Genomic DNA, 17,216 nt, shown 5'->3' on the forward strand with positions numbered 1-17,216 from the left:
GCGTTGGTGAGGTAGGCTCACTTATGCTGGGGTGGCTGAAACGAACCTGAAGGGGAGCAGTGTGGCGAAGAGTACGGAAACGGACGGCCGCGGCGGCATAGATCCCGGCGGGGCGAAGGCGGGCGGGGACCGGGCCGGCGACGGGGGCGACGGCTGGCTGCGGCGCCTGCTCGGCTACGTCGTGCACTACCGCAAGCTCGTCCTGATCGCCTCGGGCTGTTCCATAGCCATCGCCGGCATCGGCGTCGTGGTGCCGCTGGTGCAGCGCACCATCATCGACGGCGTCATCCTGCACGGGAACCAGCCGGTGCTGCCCTGGGCCTGCGCCCTGATCGGCATAGCCCTGCTCAACTTCCTCGTCTCGCGCACCCGCCGCTATCTCGGCGGCGCCATCGGCATCGAGGTGCAGACCGACCTGCGCCGGGACGTGTTCGACTCGCTCAGCCGGCTCGACGGGCGCGGCCAGGACAGCCTGGAGACCGGGCAGATCGTCTCCCGCTCCTCCTCCGACATCGGCATGGTCTCCCAGCTGATCGGCATGGGCCCGATGCTGGCCGGCACCATCCTGCTCTTCGTCAGCTCGCTGATCGCGATGCTCTTCCTCTCGCCCGAGCTCACCCTGGTCGGCCTGGCCGTGGCCCCGCTGCTGCTCGCGGTCAACACGCTCGCCCGGCGCAAGCTGTTCCCGGCCACCTGGGACGCCCAGCAGAAGACCGGCGCGCTGGCCGGGGTGGTCGAGGCCGCGGTCACCGGCGTGCGCGTGGTCAAGGGCTTCGGCCAGGAGGCGCAGGAGGTCGACAAGCTCGACCGGGCCGCGAGCACCCTGTTCGGCGCCCGCCTGCGCTCGGTCCGGCTGACCGCGCGGTACAACCCCACCCTCAGCGCCATCCCCACCCTCGGCCAGCTCGGCATCCTCGCCTTCGGCGGCTGGATGGCGCTGCACGGCGAGATCAGCATCGGCACCTTCTTCGCCTTCTCCAGCTACCTGGCCTCGTTCGTCGGCCCGGTCCGGATGCTCTCCACCCTGATCACCTTCGGCCAGCAGGTGCGCGCCAGCGCCGTGCGGGTGTTCGAGGTGATCGACTCCAAGCCGGACATCACCGACCAGCCCGGCGCGCCCGACCTCGAGCGCGAGGCGCTGGACGTGGAGTTCGCCGACGTCACCTTCGGCTACCTGGCCTCCCAGCCGGTGCTGCGCGGCTTCGACCTGACCGTGCGGCACGGTGAGACCATGGCCGTGATCGGCACCTCCGGCTCCGGCAAGTCCACCCTGGCCATGCTGCTGCCCCGGTTCTACGACCCGCAGGGCGGCGCCGTCCGGATCGGCGGGCACGACCTGCGCGAGGTCACCACCGAGTCGGTGCGCGGCTCCATCGGCCTGGTGATGGAGGAGGCCTTCCTCTTCTCCGACAGCGTGCGCGCGAACATCGCCTACGGCGCGCCCCACGCGACCGAGGAGCAGGTGCGCGCCGCCGCCCGCGCGGCCGAGGCGGAGAGGTTCATCGAGGAACTGCCGCAGGGCTATGACACGGTCGTCGGCGAGCAGGGCCTGACCCTCTCCGGCGGCCAGCGCCAGCGCGTCGCCCTGGCCCGCGCGCTGCTGACCGACCCGCAGATCCTGCTGCTCGACGACGCCACCTCGGCCGTGGACGCGGCCACCGAGGCCGAGATCCACGCCACGCTTCACCGGGTGATGCGCGATCGCACGACGCTGCTGATCGCGCACCGCCGCTCCACCCTGCAGCTGGCCGACCGGATCGCGGTGCTGGACAAGGGAAAGCTCGTCGCCGTCGGCACCGCCGAGGAGCTGGAGCGCGACTGCGCCCTCTACCGGCTGCTGCTGTCCGGCCCGGGCGACGACGCCGAGGGCGTGGACGCCGGCGAGCTGCCGGTGGACAACGCGCTCGAGCAGATCAACGGCGTCACCCCGTCGCTGTGGGACCGCTCGAAGCTGCCCGCCGCGCGCAGTTCCGCCGCCGCCGCGGCCGCCGCGGCCAACCGGGTGCCCACCGGCGGAGGCGGCGGCTTCGGCGGCGGACGCGGCATGATCAGCGCCGTGCCGGCCACCCCGGAACTGCTCGCCCGGGTCGACGCGCTGCCCCCGGCCGACGACCGGCCGCGGGTGGACAGGGGCGAGGCGACCCGCGAGGACTACGGGTTCTCGCTCAGCCGGCTGCTGCGGCCGTTCCTGGCGCTGCTCGTCTTCGGGCTCGTCCTCGAGGCGGCCGACGCGCTGGCCAGCCTGACCATCCCGGCGCTGCTGCGCACCGCCGTGGACAGGGGCATCGAGGGCGCCGCGTTCCACGTGCTGCTGGCCATGGCCGGGATCGGGCTCGCGGTCGTGCTCGCCGACTGGGTGATCGAGTCGGTGCAGACCAGGATCACCGGGCGCACCGGCGAGCGGCTGCTCTACACGCTGCGGATGAAGACCTTCGCGCACCTGCAGCGGCTCGGCCTTGACTACTACGAGAAGGAGATGGGAGGCCGGTTGATGACGCGGATGACCACGGACATCGACGCGCTCTCCTCCTTCCTGCAGAACGGCGTGTCCACCGCGGTCGTCTCGGTGCTCACCTTCGTCGGCATCGCCGGCGCGCTGGTGGTGGTCGACTGGCGGATGTCGCTGGTCGTCTTCGCGGTCATGCCGGTGCTGCTGGTGGCCACCATCATCTTCAAGCGCCGCTCCTCCCAGGCCTACAACGAGGCGCGCGACCGGATCAGCGCGGTCAACGCCGACCTGCAGGAGAACGTCGCGGGCATGCGCGTGACCCAGGCGTTCCGGCGAGAGGGGGTCAACCGCGACCGCTACGCCGGCAAGACCGACGCCTACCGCCGGTCCCGGCTGCGCGCGCAGCGCTACATCGCCACCTACTTCCCGTTCGTGCAGCTGCTCGCGGACCTGACCGCGGCCTTCGCGATCGCCTACGGCGCGCACCTGATCCACACCGGCGTGCTCTCCGCGGGCGCGCTGATCGCCTACCTGCTCTACGTCGACATGTTCTTCGCGCCGGTGCAGAGCCTGTCCCAGGTCTTCGACAGCTACCAGCAGGCCGCCGTCGGCCTGCGCCGCATCAGGGAACTGCTTCACACCCGGACCAACACCCCGGTGGCCGAGAGGCCCAAGCAGGTCAGCGGCCTGACCGGGCTGATCGAGTTCAAGGACCTGCGCTTCGGCTACACCGCCGACGCGAAGCCGGCCCTCGGCGGCGCCGACGGCGCGGGCGTCAACGTGGTGATCGACCCGGGCACGACCGTCGCCCTGGTCGGGGAGACCGGCGCGGGCAAGTCCACGCTGGTGAAGATGGTGGCCCGGTTCTACGACCCGACCGCCGGCGCGGTGCTGGTGGACGGGGTGGACCTGCGCGGGTACGACCTGAGCGGCTACCGCAACCGGCTGGGCGTGGTGCCGCAGGAGGCGTACCTGTTCCCGGGCACGGTGGCCGAGGCCATCGCGTACGGCCGGCCGGAGGCCTCGGACGCCGAGATCGAGGCGGCCGCCCGCGCCGTCGGCGCGCACGAGATGGTGGCCCGGCTCTCCGACGGCTACCTGCACCAGGTCGGTGAGCGCGGCCGCAGCCTGTCGGCCGGCCAGCGCCAGCTGCTCGCGCTGGCCCGGGCCTACCTGGTGGACCCGGACATCCTGCTGCTGGACGAGGCCACCGCGTCGCTCGACCTGGCCAGCGAGGCCGCGGTCACCCGCGCCATGGACGAGGTCTCCCGCTCCCGCACCACCCTGGTCGTCGCGCACCGCCTGACCACGGCGGCCCGGGCCGACCGGATCCTGGTGCTGGAGGGCGGCCAGGTGGTCGAGGACGGCACCCACGACGGCCTGCTCGCCGCCGACGGCGCCTACGCCCGGCTGTGGAACTCCTTCATGCACGCCTCGACGGACCAGGAGACGGTCCAGGCGGAGGTCTGACGCGCCTGACGCGCGAAAAGCGTGCTTCCGCCCGGCGGAAGCACGCTTTTCGCGTATCCGGATGCGCCGAAGTGAAGGCGGCCGAAGGCAAGAAGAACGCCCGGGTCGTTCTCGGTGGGTGCGGGCCCGTCGCGCGGAGGGGGGAGAGTCGCGGCGGACCTGCGAGAACGACCCGGGCGTCGGTGGGCAGCGTCCTCGCAAGGGGGAGGGGGGAGAGAACGCCGCCAGGTCGGGTTGCCTGTTTCGCCGGCGCCGCTTGCCGTACAGGCGAGCGACACCGTAGCGCCGCTATCGGCGCTTGCCTAGGGGTTGGCTAAGGACGGCCGTAGCCGGCGACCGGACCGACGTTGTCGATCTGGCCGTACTGCACCACCGTGCCGGTGTGCGGGGCGTGTATGACCATGTCGTTGCCCACGTAGATGGCCACGTGCGTGATGCCCTCGCCGTAGTTGTAGAAGACGAGGTCGCCGGGCTCGAGGCTGGAGCGGGAGACGTGCTGTATGCCGTCGTACTGCTGGGCCGCGGTGCGCGGCAGCGAGACTCCGGCCGCCTTCCAGGACTCCAGCGTCAGCCCGGAGCAGTCGAAGGTGGTGGGGCCGGTGGCCGCGTACACGTATTCGTCGCCGAGCTTGGACTTCGCGTAGGCGACCGCGGCGGCGGCGCGCGCGTCCGGGGCGACGTCGGTGATGACGACGTTGGTCGCGCCCGAGTTGGCCCGGTTGATCGCCTGCTGCTGGGAGGCGTTGAGGCTGTTGTAGAGCGACTTCGCCGACGCGGCGTCCTGCAGGGCCTTGGTCTTGGCGGCCGCGCGCTGGGTGACCAGCTGCTGCTGCTGGGCCAGGGCGCTCTGCGCGAGCTTGGTGTCCGCCGCGATCTGGGACTTGGCCGCGGCCAGCTCCTTGAGCTGCTGGGCCTCCTGCGCGGTGATCTGGTTGCCGGCCAGGGCGGCGTTGAGGTAGCTGTCCGGGCTGTCGTCGAGCACGGCCTTGAGCGAGTCGGACAAGCCGGAGTCGCGGTACTGCTGCGCGGCCTGGCGTCCCATCGCGGCCTCGAGCGTGGAGGCCTTCTGGTCGTCCGTGGAGATCTCGCTCTGCAGCGCGTTGATCTTCTGCTGCAGCTGGGCGACCTGGCCGGTGGCGGCGTTGTACTGCTCGGTGGCCGCTTCGGCGTCGGCGTTCTTCTTGTGGTAGTCGGCCAGCGCCTGCTGAGTGGTCTCGGCGTGCGCGCTGCCCTGCATCAGCAGAACGGATCCGGCGGCGACGCCGGCGATGGCGACGGCCGAGGTGGTCCGGCGTACCGCGAGCTTGGGAGCACGGTGAGACGACGGCATGCGTGTCCTCTTCCCTGGGCGCCTGCCGAGTTAGCTGACGGGTTCGGACGGGAAAGTTCGCCCTACGCCTTGCCCTGGCCGGCGAGCCGGTGAGGGCTCTTCGGATCAGGCGCGGCGATTCACCCCGATGGGACGGTTGGGTCCCCGGCTCCGAGCGGCGCCCCGGGCCGCTCGGCCGATCGCTCGGCCGGGGTTCGGGTCGTCGCCGATGGATTCGGCGCGGATGTCCGCCGGGTGTCTGGCGACTCCGCGTGGGGCGGACATCTGGTGTGGGACTCTAGCGATTCCGGCCGGGCGCCACGCTTTTTCTCATCGGCTCTTTAACTTCCTTTTGCCGCGCGGGCGCGCCAAACCGGGACATAACGGCAGAGTCGATCGACGGTGAATCGTCGGGTTCTGGCGTCGATAGTCCGGTTTGCCCGGGCGGCAATCGCGGAAAAACGGACAAGTGTCGCAGGATCCTGCCGTCGAGGCGGCCGGAGAAGATTTTATCGACGTATTGTCGGCAAACCTGAGGGCTCCGATCATGCCGGAGAACCCCGGCGGCGGCCACCGCTGTCGGTGGACGGGCCTACACTCTTAGAGCGATGAGCGGCTACGAGATCCCCCTGTTCGATCTGCCCAAGCCCCCCGCCCCGGTGCGGCGGCGGGTCGAGTCGGTGCTGCCCGGCCTCAGCCGCCTCCACCAGGACCGGGAGCCGTCCGGCCGGGACGAGCCGGGCGAAGCGCCCGCGCCCGAGCGCCCGGCCGCCCCGCCGCCCGCCGCCGCGCCGGCCCCGAACCGCCCGTCCGGCGGGCGCGATCCGCAGGAGCTGCTCGAGGGCCTCAACCCGTCCCAGCGCGAGGCGGTCGAGCACGCGGGAAGCCCGCTGCTGATCGTGGCCGGCGCCGGTTCGGGCAAGACCCGGGTGCTCACCCACCGCATCGCCTACCTGCTCGGCGAGCGCGGCGTGCACCCCGGCGAGGTCCTGGCCATCACCTTCACCAACAAGGCCGCCGCGGAGATGCGCGAGCGGGTCGAGGCGCTGATCGGCCCGCGCGCCCGGATGATGTGGGTCTCCACCTTCCACTCGGCCTGCGTGCGCATCCTGCGCCGCGAGCACGAGCACCTGGGCCTGCCCTCGTCCTTCACCATCTACGACGCGGACGACTCGCGCCGGCTGATGGCCCAGGTGGCCCGGGACCTCGACCTCGACGTCAAGCGGCACCCGCCGCGCGGCCTGCTCGCCGCGGTCTCCGCGCTCAAGAACGAGCTGATCGACCACGAGTCGGCCCGCGACGGAGCCGAGTCGGAGCGCGAGGCGCTGATCGCCGAGGTGTACGGCAGCTACCAGAACCGGCTGATCGCCTCGCGCGCGCTGGACTTCGACGACCTGATCATGACCACGGTCAACCTGTTCCAGGCCTTCCCGGCGGTGGCCGAGAGCTACCGGCGCCGGTTCCGGCACGTGCTCGTGGACGAGTATCAGGACACCAACCACGCGCAGTACGTGCTGGTGCGCGAGCTCGTCGGCAGGTCCAAGGCCGCGCCCGGCCGCCGGGAGGCGGCCGAGGGCGAGGCCGTGCCGCCGGCCGAGCTGTGCGTGGTGGGTGACGCGGACCAGTCGATCTACGCCTTCCGCGGCGCCACCATCCGCAACATCCTCGAGTTCGAGGCGGACTACCCGGACGCCAAGACCATCCTGCTCGAGCAGAACTACCGCTCCACCCAGACCATCCTGTCCGCCGCGAACGCGGTGATCGAGCGCAACCGGGGCCGCAAGCCGAAGAACCTGTGGACCGACTCGGGCCAGGGCGAGTCGATCGTCGGCTACGTCGCCGACAGCGAGCACGACGAGGCCGCGTTCGTGGCCAACGAGGTGGACCGGCTCACCGACGAGAGCCTGGCCAAGCCGGGCGACGTGGCCGTGTTCTACCGCACCAACGCGCAGTCGCGTGCGTTCGAGGAGTGCTTCATCCGGGTCGGCCTGCCCTACCGCGTGGTCGGCGGCGTGCGCTTCTACGAGCGCAAGGAGGTCAAGGACGTCCTGGCCTACCTCAGGGCCCTGGTGAACCCGGACGACTCGGTCTCGCTCAAGCGCGTGATCAACGTGCCCAAGCGCGGCATCGGCGACCGGGCCGAGGCGATGCTGGACGCGCTGGCCACCCGCGAGCGCATCTCCTTCGGTGCGGCCGTGGACCGCGCGGCCGAGGCGTACGGCCTCGCCGCCCGCTCGCTCAAGGCGGTGCAGGGCTTCGCCGCGCTGATGGCCGACCTGCGCGAGAAGGTGGCCGAGGGAGTCGGGCCGTCCGAGGTGCTCGAGGCGATCCTGGAGCGCACCGGATACCTCTCCGAGCTGCAGGAGTCCACCGACCCGCAGGACGAGAGCCGGGCCGAGAACCTGCAGGAGCTGGTCGCGGTCGCGCACGAGTACGAGGGCACCGAAGGCTCCGAGGGCGTCACCGGCTTCCTCGAGCGGGTGGCCCTGGTCGCCGACGCGGACCAGCTGCCCGACGGCGGCGAGGGCATGATCACCCTGATGACACTGCACACGGCCAAGGGCCTGGAGTTCCCGGTGGTCTTCCTCACCGGCCTCGAGGAGGGCGTCTTCCCGCACACCCGGGCGCTGGGCAACGTGCAGGAGCTGGAGGAGGAGCGGCGGCTGGCCTACGTCGGCATCACCCGCGCCCGCCAGCGGCTGTACTTCTCCCGCGCGGTGCTGCGCTCGGCCTGGGGTGCCCCGTCGTACAACCCGCAGTCGCGCTTCGTCGAGGAGGTGCCCGCGGAGCTGATCAACTGGGAGCGCGAGGCCCCGGCCCCGTCCTCGACCGCCTTCGGCACCCAGACCCCGGCGCTGACCGCGTCCGCGGCCAAGTTCCGCAGGCCCGGCTTCAAGTCCCTCGGCGCGGGCGGGCGCGAGCCCATCTCGGTCGCCGCCGGCGACCGCGTCGTGCACGACACCTACGGCCTCGGCACCGTGGTCGCGGTCGAGGGCCGCACCGGCGAGCACGCCACCGTCGACTTCGGCTCCGAGGGCGTCCGGAAGCTGGTGCTGGCCTTCGCGCCGCTGACGAAGCTGTAGCAGCGCGGAGGCGGGCCGCCGCCCGGTGCTGCGGCCGCTACTCGATGCCCAGGTAGCGCAGCACGGCCAGGACCCGGCGATGGTCCGTGCCGGAGACCGGCAACTCGAGCTTGCTGAAGATGCTGGCCACGTGCTTCTCCACCGCGCGCTCGGAGACGAACAGCGCGGCCGCGATGGCCGCGTTCGAGCGGCCCTCGGCCATCAGCCCGAGCACCTCCCGCTCGCGCGGAGTGAGCGCGTCGACGGTGCGCCGGCGCTGGCTCGCGCCGAACAGCTGGGTGACCACCTCCGGGTCCAGCGCGGTGCCGCCGGCCGCCACCCGCTCGAGCGCGTCCATGAAGTCCTTGGTGTCCATCACCCGCTCCTTGAGCAGATAGCCGACGCCGGCCGAATTCCCGGCCAGCAGACGACTCGCGTACTGGGTCTCGACGTACTGCGAGAAGATCAGGATCCGCAGTCCCGGATGCGCGGCCCGCAGTTCGATCGCCGCGCGCAGACCCTCGTCGGTGTGCGTGGGCGGCATCCGGATGTCGGAGACCACCACGTCCGGCTCGTGCTCGACCACGGCGTCGCGCAACGCCCCGGCGTCGGGCACCGCCGCGACCACCTCGTGCCCCTCGTCCTCGAGCAGGCCGACGAGCCCGGCCCGCAGGATCGGCGAGTCCTCCGCCACCACGATCCGCATGATTCTCAGCGCCTCATCTCCGGTACCGCGTCCGACACGTCTTGCGCCGGCAGCTCCACCATGACCGTGGTCGGACCGCCCAGGGGGCTGGTGACCGACACGTGTCCGTCCAGTCCGCGCACCCGCTCGCTCAAGCCGCGCAGACCCGAGCCCTCGCCCTGCGCGTTCGCCCCGCCGCGGCCGTCGTCGGTGACGACGAGGCGGGCCGAGCCGTGCGAGTCGCCGAACACGCTGATCGCCACCGAGTTCGCGCCGCTGTGCTTGCCGGCGTTGGTCAGCAACTCGGCGGCGGCGAAGTAGAGCATCGTCTCGGCGGCTGAGGAAAGCCGGACCGGCAGGGCCGTGCGGACCGTCGTCGGTATCGGGGTGAGCGCGGCGAGCGTGGTCAGCGCCGGCTCGAGCCCCGAGTCGAGTGCGGGCGGGTGGATGCCGCGGACCAGGTCGCGCAGGTCCCCGATGACCTGCTTCGTCTCGGCCCGCGACTCGCGCAGCAGCTCGAGGCCGGCCTCGGTCCGGCCCTTCTCCAACAGCCGCTCCGCCCGGCCCAGCCGGATGCCGAGCGCCACCAGCCTGGCCTGGGCGCCGTCGTGCAGGTCGCGCTCGATCCGGCGCAGCGTCGCCGACGCCTCGTTGATCGCGTGCGACCGGGTCTGCTCCAGCTCCCTGATCCGCAGCGAGTCCTCGGTGGGGCCGAGCAGCCGCCGCATCAGCAGGACGTCGAGCTGCAGGAGCAGCTCGGTCAGGCTCGGCGCGGCCCAGAACAGCACAGCCGCGAAGATCATGAACTTGACCTGCGACGCGTGCTGACCCCCGGGTTGGAAATAGCCGCTGACGGTCATCGGCAGCAGCAGCCGGAAGCCGACTCCGAACAGGAACTCCAGGATCAGCAACAGCGGCTTGAGGGCCATGTGCGCGATCGACCGCCAGGCGATCGGTTCGGCGAAGTGGCGCACGATGAAGCCGAGGAAGCCCGGCCGGCGCGGCGCCCGGACCGGGGCCGCGATGTTCGCGTCGAGCAGTCCGTTGGCCGTCGCCCGGAAGCCGCCACCGCTCAACCGGGCGAAGCCGAGGACCGGCGGGAGCAGCACCAGGGCCGGGATTCCGGCGCCGGCCAGCGAGAGCGCGATGGCCACGGCGACCACCACGATCGAGCCCGCGGTCAGGAACGGCTGGCAGAAGCAGTACACGAACGCCCGTCCGGACCGCGCGGTGAACGGTGCGCGCAGCATGCGCCAGACGGATTTCACTGCTGGATTCTCGCGCATCCGCATGTCAGACGTCACGTCGCTTGAGCGAGAACAGCGCGGCCCCGCCGAGCAGGGCGACCCACCCGAGCAGCAGGCACAGGCCCTGCGCCGGGGTGTAGACGTCGCTCGCGTTGTGGCCGCTGCCCATCATCACGTCCGTGCCGCTCGGCATGGCGCCGGCCAGGTGCTTGCCGACCGTGCCGGGGATGAGCGAGAGCACGCCCGCCAGCACGAACTGCATGCCCAGCACCAGGCTGACGCCCGCGGCCGGGTGCCGCAGCAGGGTGCCGATGGAGAGCGCGACGAGGCCGATCAGCGCCATATAGAGGCCGAAGGCCAGCACCGCGCGGATCGAGGTCGGGTCGGTGATCGAGACCACGGAGTGCGCGCGCACGATCCGCGAGCCGATCAGGAAGCAGGAGATCGCGACCACCTCGGCCAGCGCGAACACCAGGCCGGCGAAGGTGGCCGCCTTGGCCAGCAGCGCGGGCGTGCGCCGGGGCGTGGCCAGCATCGTGGCCCGGATCATGCCGGTGGAGAACTCGGAGGCGATCAGCAGCACCCCGAGCACGCACACCGCGAGCTGTGCGAACTGGGCCGCGGGCTGCAGGATCAGCCCGACCGTGTCGGTGCGGAACTGGGTCTGGGTGGCGGCGTCGAGGTGCGGGTAGTCGTGCGTGTAGACCGCGGTGGCGGCGATGGTGAAGGCCAGGCTGACCACGATCATCGCGCCGAGCGACCACCAGGTCGAACGCAGGGACCTGAGTTTGGTCCATTCGCAGCGGACCAGGTCGGTGAAGTCGGGCCGGTGCGTCGGACGTACGGCGGCCTGGGTGCGGAGCAGGGTGGCGGTGCTCATCGACGTTCCCCTCGTCATCTGAAAGCGGGCAGGCATCTCGGGCGGTTCGGCGCTGCGGGACGGCTCAGCGGGCCGCGTACTGGACGGCGCCCGCGGTCAGGCGCATGAACGCCTCCTCGAGCAGCGCGGGCTTGGCCACGTCCGGGGTGGCCGCGTACACGGCCGGGTCGGTGTGCCGCTCGATGAACTCGGCGGTGGCGCAGTCGGCCAGCAGCCGGCCCTGGCCGATCACCAGCAGGTGGTCGGCGGTGACGGCCATCTCGTTCATCAGGTGCGAGGAGACCAGCACCGCCCGGCCCTCGGCCGCCAGCCGCTTCATCAGGTTTCTGATCCAGAGGATGCCCTCCGGGTCCAGGCCGTTGACCGGCTCGTCGAGCAGCACGATGGCCGGGTCGCCGAGCAGTGCCGCGGCGATGCCCAGGCGCTGGGACATGCCGAGGGAGAAGGCGCCGGCCCGCTTCCCGGCCGCCGAGCCCAGGCCGACGAGGTCGAGCACCTCCTCCACCCGACCGTCGGGCAGCGCCTGCGACCGGGCCAGCGCGAGCAGGTGGGCGCGGGCGCTACGGCCCTTGTGGAAGGCCTTCGCGTCGAGCAGCGCGCCGACCCGGGTCATCGGCGCGATCAGGTCGGCGTACGGCCGGCCCTCGATCAGCGCCTCGCCCGACTCCGGCCGCTCCAGCCCGAGCAGCAGCCGCATCGTGGTGGACTTGCCCGCGCCGTTGGGGCCGAGGAAGCCGGTGACCCGGCCCGCGCGCACCGAGAAGCTGAGCCCGTCCACGGCCTTGCGCCCGCCGTAGGACTTCGTCAGCCCGCGTGCTTCGATCGCCGGGGCGCCGGACCCGGCCGTGGTCGTCACGGTGATCACCGTGTCGGCGAAGTTCGCAACATCCGTCGTGGTCATATCTCAAGGCTGCCGTCCGGCACCGGTCCGCCGCGATGGCGCGGCCCCCCGAGTCCTTGGTGGTGCCAGCACCACCAAGCGCCCGGCGCCCGTGCCCGACATCACACGCCCTTCGCCCGGCCGTGGGCAGTCAGCGGACCCGCCCTCGGTTAGTCTTCGAACCGTCCGGTCGAAAGTGTCGAGCGCAAGGGCGTTCCATCGGCCGAGATCACAAAGGAGTGGTCATGAGCGCTGCATCCGATTCGACGAACACCGCCCCCATCCGCGTCGTCATCGCCAAGCCGGGCCTGGACGGGCACGACCGCGGCGCGAAGGTGGTGGCGCGGGCGCTGCGTGATGCGGGCGTCGAGGTCGTCTACACCGGCCTGCACCAGATGCCCGAGCAGATCGTGGCCACCGCGATCCAGGAGGACGCGGACGGCATCGGCATGTCCATCCTCTCCGGCGCGCACATGACGCTGTGCCCGCGCGTGGTCGAGCTGCTCAGGGAGAAGGACGCCGCGGACATCAAGGTCTTCGTCGGCGGGATCATCCCCGAGGCCGATATCCAGGCTCTGCGTCAGGCGGGCATCGCGGCCGTGTTCACCCCCGGCACCCCGACCCAGGAGATCGTCGACTGGGCTTACGCGAACCTGCGCTAGCGGGCCGCCGCCGCTCGGGGGGCCTCACTCGGGATCCGAACGATTATCGGACGTGACCGCGCGCGCAGCGCATCGGGCCCGCGCCGCGGGACGGGTCGGGCCCCGTCTCGCGCCTTGAGCGGCGTAGCTCACACCAGCGGCGTTCCTTCCCGGTAACCCGGACGGGATAACCTCGAATCAGCATCTAGTCCAGGACGGGGACCCCAGTGCCCCGAGCCGCAGCACGTCATTGAGGACGGACGAGCGTGGATCTTTTCGAATACCAGGCGAGGGACCTCTTCGCCAAGCACGGCGTACCGGTGCTCTCGGCGAAGATCGCCGACACTCCGGCGGAGGCCGAGGCGGCGGCTGCCGAGCTCGGCGGCAAGGTGGTCGTCAAGGCCCAGGTCAAGACCGGTGGACGCGGCAAGGCCGGCGGCGTGAAGGTGGCCGACGGCCCCGCCGACGCCAAGGCGAAGGCCGAGCAGATCCTCGGCCTCGACATCAAGGGGCACGTGGTGCGCCGGCTGATGCTGGCTCAGACCGCCTCCATCGAGAGCGAGTACTACGTCTCGTTCCTGCTCGACCGGTCCAACCGCACCTTCCTGGCCATGGCCTCGGTCGAGGGCGGTATGGAGATCGAGGAGATCGCGGTCAGCAAGCCCGAGGCGCTGGCGAAGGTCGCCGTGGACGCGACCGTCGGCGTCACCCCGGCCAAGGCCGCCGAGATCGTGGCCGCCGCGAACTTCCCGGCCGAGGTGGCCGAGCAGGTCGCCGACGTGCTGGTGAAGCTGTGGGACGTCTTCGTCAAGGAAGACGCGCTGCTGGTCGAGGTCAACCCGCTGGTCAAGACCACGACCGGCGAGATCGTCGCGCTCGACGGCAAGGTCTCGCTGGACGGCAACGCCGACTTCCGCCAGCCGGAGCACGCCGAGCTCGAGGACAAGGCCGCGGCCGACCCGCTGGAGGCCAAGGCCAAGGAGAAGCACCTCAACTACGTCAAGCTCGAGGGCGAGGTCGGCATCATCGGAAACGGCGCCGGCCTGGTCATGTCCACCCTGGACGTGGTGGCCTACGCGGGCGAGGCGCACGGCGGCGTGAAGCCGGCCAACTTCCTGGACATCGGCGGCGGCGCCTCGGCCGAGGTGATGGCCAACGGCCTGGAGATCATCCTGGGCGACACCGACGTCAAGTCGGTGTTCGTGAACGTGTTCGGCGGCATCACCGCGTGCGACGCGGTCGCCAACGGCATCGTGCAGGCCTTCGCGCTGCTGCAGGGCCGCGGCGAGGCCGTGACCAAGCCGCTGGTGGTCCGGCTCGACGGCAACAACGCCGAGCTCGGCCGCAAGATCCTGACCGAGGCCGCCCTGTCGGGCCTGGAGCAGGTCGACACCATGGACGGCGCCGCCGCCCGTGCCGCCGAGCTGGCCGCGAAGTAAAGAGGGCTGACGAATGGCTATCTTCCTCAACGAGGACTCCAAGATCATCGTCCAGGGCATGACCGGCTCTGAGGGCATGAAGCACACCAAGCGGATGCTCGCCTCCGGCTCCAAGATCGTCGGCGGCGTAAACCCGCGCAAGGCCGGCGAGAAGGTCGAAGTCGACGGCCAGCTCATCCCGGTGTTCGGCACCGTGGCCGAGGCCATCGCCGAGACCGGCGCGAACGTCTCGGTCATCTTCGTGCCGCCGGCCTTCGCCAAGTCGGCCGTGATCGAGGCGATCGACGCCGAGATCCCGCTCGCCGTGGTGATCACCGAGGGCATCCCGGTGCACGACTCGACCGTGTTCTGGGCGCACGCGCAGGGCAAGAAGACCCGCATCGTCGGGCCGAACTGCCCCGGCCTGATCAGCCCCGGGAAGTCGAACGCGGGCATCATCCCGGCCGACATCACCAAGCCCGGCAAGATCGGCCTGGTCTCGAAGTCCGGCACGCTGACCTACCAGATGATGTACGAGCTGCGCGACCTGGGTTTCTCCAGCTGCGTCGGCATCGGCGGCGACCCGGTGATCGGCACCACGCACATCGACGCGCTCCAGGCCTTCCAGGACGACCCGGAGACCGCCGCGATCGTGATGATCGGCGAGATCGGCGGCGACGCCGAGGAGCGGGCCGCGGCCTACATCAAGGAGAACATCACCAAGCCGGTGGTGGGCTACGTGGCCGGCTTCACCGCGCCCGAGGGCAAGACCATGGGCCACGCCGGCGCCATCGTCTCCGGCTCCTCCGGCACCGCGCAGGCGAAGAAGGAGGCCCTCGAGGCCGTCGGCGTCAAGGTGGGCAAGACCCCGTCCGAGACCGCCAAGCTGATGCGCGAGATCGTCGAGGCCCTGTAAGGGTCCTGGCAGTCCGACACGCGAACGTCCCCCACGGCCCGAGCGGTCGCGGGGGACGTTCGCGTTCTGCGACGGGCTAAGCTGCCGTCATGCTGATCGATGACGAGCAGGCGATCCTGGAGCGTCCCGGCGTGCGTCTGGTCCGCGACGCCCTGCTGGCCGCGGGGATCGCCGACGAAGTACGAGTGCTGCCGTCCACCGCGCAATCCGCCGCGACGGCCGCCGAGCAGATCGGCTGCCCGGTCGGCGCGATCGCCAACAGTCTGATCTTCGAGGCCGACGGCGCGCCGCTGCTCGTGCTCACCAGCGGCGCCCACCGGGTGGAGACCGCCGCGCTGGCCGAGCGGATCGGGGTCGGCAAGATCCGCCGCGCCTCGGCCGACTTCGTGCGCGAGGCCACCGGCCAGGCGATCGGCGGGGTCGCGCCGTTGGGGCACCCGGCGCCGGTGCGCACGCTGGTGGACGAGACCCTGGCCGGGTACGAGGTGATCTGGGCCGCGGCCGGGCACCACCAGGCCGTGTTCCCGACCGACTTCGCCCGTCTGGTCGCGGCGACCGGCGGCGAGATCGTCGCGGTGGACTGATCCGGAGGCCGGGCGTTCCCCGTTCGGGTGACGCTGGCGGCGTGCCGGGCGAGCCGGGCCCGGCGGCGCGCGGGCGCGGGCCAGCATGGGACGGTGGCCGACACCGATCAGGCGCCCGCCGGGGCTGAGGCGGCCGAGCCGGTCGGGCTCGGTCTGCGCCGCGCCGTCCTCCCGCCGCTGCCCGACGCGCTGCGCGAGCTGCCCCGCCGCGTCGGCGCCGACCTGTCCGGACATGCCGCCGACTATCTGACCGGAGTGCGCTCGGGGCTGATCGTCGCGGCCTGCGGCTGGCTGCTGGCGGCGGCTCTCACGCTCACGCTGTGGGCCACCGCGGCCCCGGACGGAGCCGATCCGTGGGTCCCGGTCCGGATCAGCGGCCAGCTCTGGCTCGCCGCGCACCACGTGCTGATGCACGCCGTCGACGGCCCGTTCGGTCTCAGCCCCCTGGGATTCACGCTGATGCCGCTGCTCGGGCTGTTCGCGGCCGGGCGCCGGACCGCCCGCCGCAAGCCCGAGTTCGTGCCGCGGGCGACGCTCGGCGCCGCGGTCGGCTACGCGACCGCGGCCTTCGTCGTCGCGACCTGCAGCGCGGACGCGGGCCTGCACCCGCAGTACGCGCAGGTGTTCTTCTACCCGGCCGTGCTGGCGTTGGCAGGCCACGGGGCCGGGGCCGTCGACGCGATCAGGGAGCTGATCCCGGGGCCCACGGTGCGGCGGTTGCCCCCGCGCGCGGCCCGCGGCGCGGCGGTCGCGTTGTCCGTATGGCTCGGCGCCGCCGCGTTCGCGTCCGCGGCGGCCGTCGTCGTCCACGCCGACGCCCTCGCCGAGGTGCGCCGGGCGACCGGCGGCGGGATGGCCGGCGAGAGCGGGTTGTTCCTGATCGACCTGGCGTTGGTGCCGAACGCGGTGCTGTGGGCGGGGGCGCTGCTGCTCGGCCCGGGGTTCGCGCTCGGCACCGGCACCAGCGTGACGATGTTCGACGTCGTGCGCGGTCCGCTGCCCGGATTGCCGCTGCTGGCCGCCGCTCCGGCCTCGCAGCACCCGAACGCGTGGTGGCTCTCGCTGCTCCTCGTGCCGCTGCTGGCCGGCGCCGCCGGCACGTGGGTGATCGCCCGGTCGGTGCGGGAGTGGTCGGACCGGGTCGCCGCGGCCGCGGTGATGGCGGCGCTGTGCGGACTGGTCGCGGGCGTGCTGGAGATGTACGCGGGCGGGCCGGTCGCGTTCGGCCCGATGTCGCTGGTCGGATCCACCGCGTGGCTGGTGGGCGTGCTGACGACGCTCGAGTTCGGGCTGGCCGCGAGCATGGTGCTGGGGCTGCGCTACCTCCTGCCGAGGCTCGCGCTGCCTTCGCTGCCCACGTTGCCGTCCATGCCGTCCATGCCCTCACGGCCCTCGATGCCGGCCATGCCCTCGCTGTCCTGGCCCTGGCGGCGCGAACGCGGGCCGGAGCTGATGTACGGATGCGAGGTCGTCTCCGTCGGCGATGACGAGGATGTCCCGGTGTACGTCGTCGCGCAGCGGCAGGAAGCGCCCGCGGTCGTCACACCCGTGCCCGTGCCGGAGCCCGTGCCCGAGCCTGCGGCCGTCGCCGAAGAACCGGCCGCCGAGGCACCCGTGGCCGAGCCCGAGCCCGCCGAGCCCGCCGAGCCCGAGGCCGCTCCCGAAGAGCCCTGAG

Annotated in this window: 12 protein-coding genes and 1 riboswitch; of the genes, 7 read left to right on the forward strand and 5 right to left on the reverse strand. The window is 71.9% G+C overall.

The features are described 5' to 3' along the window. The first annotated feature begins 61 nt into the window (after positions 1–61). A complete protein-coding gene (locus ACTRO_RS29950; protein WP_245594527.1) occupies positions 62–3,919 on the forward strand; it encodes an ABC transporter ATP-binding protein in 3,858 nt (1,285 codons plus the stop codon). A gap of 313 nt (positions 3,920–4,232) precedes the next feature. On the opposite strand, the gene ACTRO_RS29955 is transcribed toward ACTRO_RS29950, so the two are convergent. Further along, positions 4,233–5,249: a C40 family peptidase gene (locus tag ACTRO_RS29955; RefSeq protein ID WP_034268448.1), complete on the reverse strand. Its 1,017-nt coding sequence runs from the start codon at positions 5,247–5,249 to the stop codon at positions 4,233–4,235. Positions 5,250–5,254: 5 nt separating this feature from the next. After that, positions 5,255–5,419: riboswitch (cyclic di-AMP (ydaO/yuaA leader) on the reverse strand. A gap of 417 nt (positions 5,420–5,836) precedes the next feature. Between ACTRO_RS29955 and pcrA the strand changes: the two genes are divergently transcribed. Then, the gene (gene pcrA, locus ACTRO_RS29960; protein ID WP_051451601.1) at positions 5,837–8,311 is read left to right on the forward strand and encodes a DNA helicase PcrA; all 2,475 of its coding nucleotides are present in this window, start codon (positions 5,837–5,839) and stop codon (positions 8,309–8,311) included. Between the two features lie 37 nt (positions 8,312–8,348). Here pcrA and ACTRO_RS29965 read toward each other — a convergent pair whose 3' ends face one another. From ACTRO_RS29965 to ACTRO_RS29980, 4 genes are all read right to left on the reverse strand, one after another. After that, positions 8,349–8,996: a LuxR C-terminal-related transcriptional regulator gene (locus tag ACTRO_RS29965; protein ID WP_034268451.1), complete on the reverse strand. Its 648-nt coding sequence runs from the start codon at positions 8,994–8,996 to the stop codon at positions 8,349–8,351. A 5-nt stretch (positions 8,997–9,001) separates the two neighbouring features. Continuing rightward, positions 9,002–10,243, reverse strand: a complete 1,242-nt coding sequence (locus tag ACTRO_RS29970; RefSeq protein WP_051451602.1) for a sensor histidine kinase — start codon at positions 10,241–10,243, stop codon at positions 9,002–9,004. Between the two features lie 25 nt (positions 10,244–10,268). Next, positions 10,269–11,102 carry an ABC transporter permease gene (locus tag ACTRO_RS29975; RefSeq protein WP_051451603.1) on the reverse strand — a complete coding sequence of 278 codons (834 nt, stop codon included), beginning with the start codon at positions 11,100–11,102 and terminating at the stop codon, positions 10,269–10,271. A 64-nt stretch (positions 11,103–11,166) separates the two neighbouring features. Continuing rightward, positions 11,167–11,925: an ABC transporter ATP-binding protein gene (locus ACTRO_RS29980; protein WP_034277324.1), complete on the reverse strand. Its 759-nt coding sequence runs from the start codon at positions 11,923–11,925 to the stop codon at positions 11,167–11,169. Between the two features lie 302 nt (positions 11,926–12,227). Here ACTRO_RS29980 and icmB point away from each other — a divergent pair, with 302 nt between their 5' ends. The 5 genes from icmB (at position 12,228) to ACTRO_RS47615 (ending at position 17,215) form a co-directional block, all read left to right on the forward strand. After that, positions 12,228–12,644, forward strand: coding sequence for a coenzyme B12-dependent isobutyryl CoA mutase small subunit (gene icmB / locus ACTRO_RS29985; RefSeq protein WP_034277326.1), 417 nt, complete (start codon positions 12,228–12,230; stop codon positions 12,642–12,644). Between the two features lie 245 nt (positions 12,645–12,889). After that, on the forward strand, positions 12,890–14,062 hold the full coding sequence (gene sucC / locus ACTRO_RS29990; protein ID WP_034268457.1) for an ADP-forming succinate--CoA ligase subunit beta: 1,173 nt from the start codon (positions 12,890–12,892) through the stop codon (positions 14,060–14,062). A gap of 13 nt (positions 14,063–14,075) precedes the next feature. After that, a complete protein-coding gene (gene sucD, locus ACTRO_RS29995) occupies positions 14,076–14,957 on the forward strand; it encodes a succinate--CoA ligase subunit alpha (RefSeq protein WP_034268460.1) in 882 nt (293 codons plus the stop codon). Positions 14,958–15,046: 89 nt separating this feature from the next. Then, a complete protein-coding gene (locus ACTRO_RS30000) occupies positions 15,047–15,541 on the forward strand; it encodes a YbaK/EbsC family protein (protein WP_051451604.1) in 495 nt (164 codons plus the stop codon). A 93-nt stretch (positions 15,542–15,634) separates the two neighbouring features. Beyond that, positions 15,635–17,215 carry a cell division protein PerM gene (locus ACTRO_RS47615; protein ID WP_157436540.1) on the forward strand — a complete coding sequence of 527 codons (1,581 nt, stop codon included), beginning with the start codon at positions 15,635–15,637 and terminating at the stop codon, positions 17,213–17,215. Position 17,216: the final 1 nt, after the last annotated feature.

This window comes from Actinospica robiniae DSM 44927, assembly GCF_000504285.1.
GTDB classification, from domain to species: domain Bacteria; phylum Actinomycetota; class Actinomycetes; order Streptomycetales; family Catenulisporaceae; genus Actinospica; species Actinospica robiniae.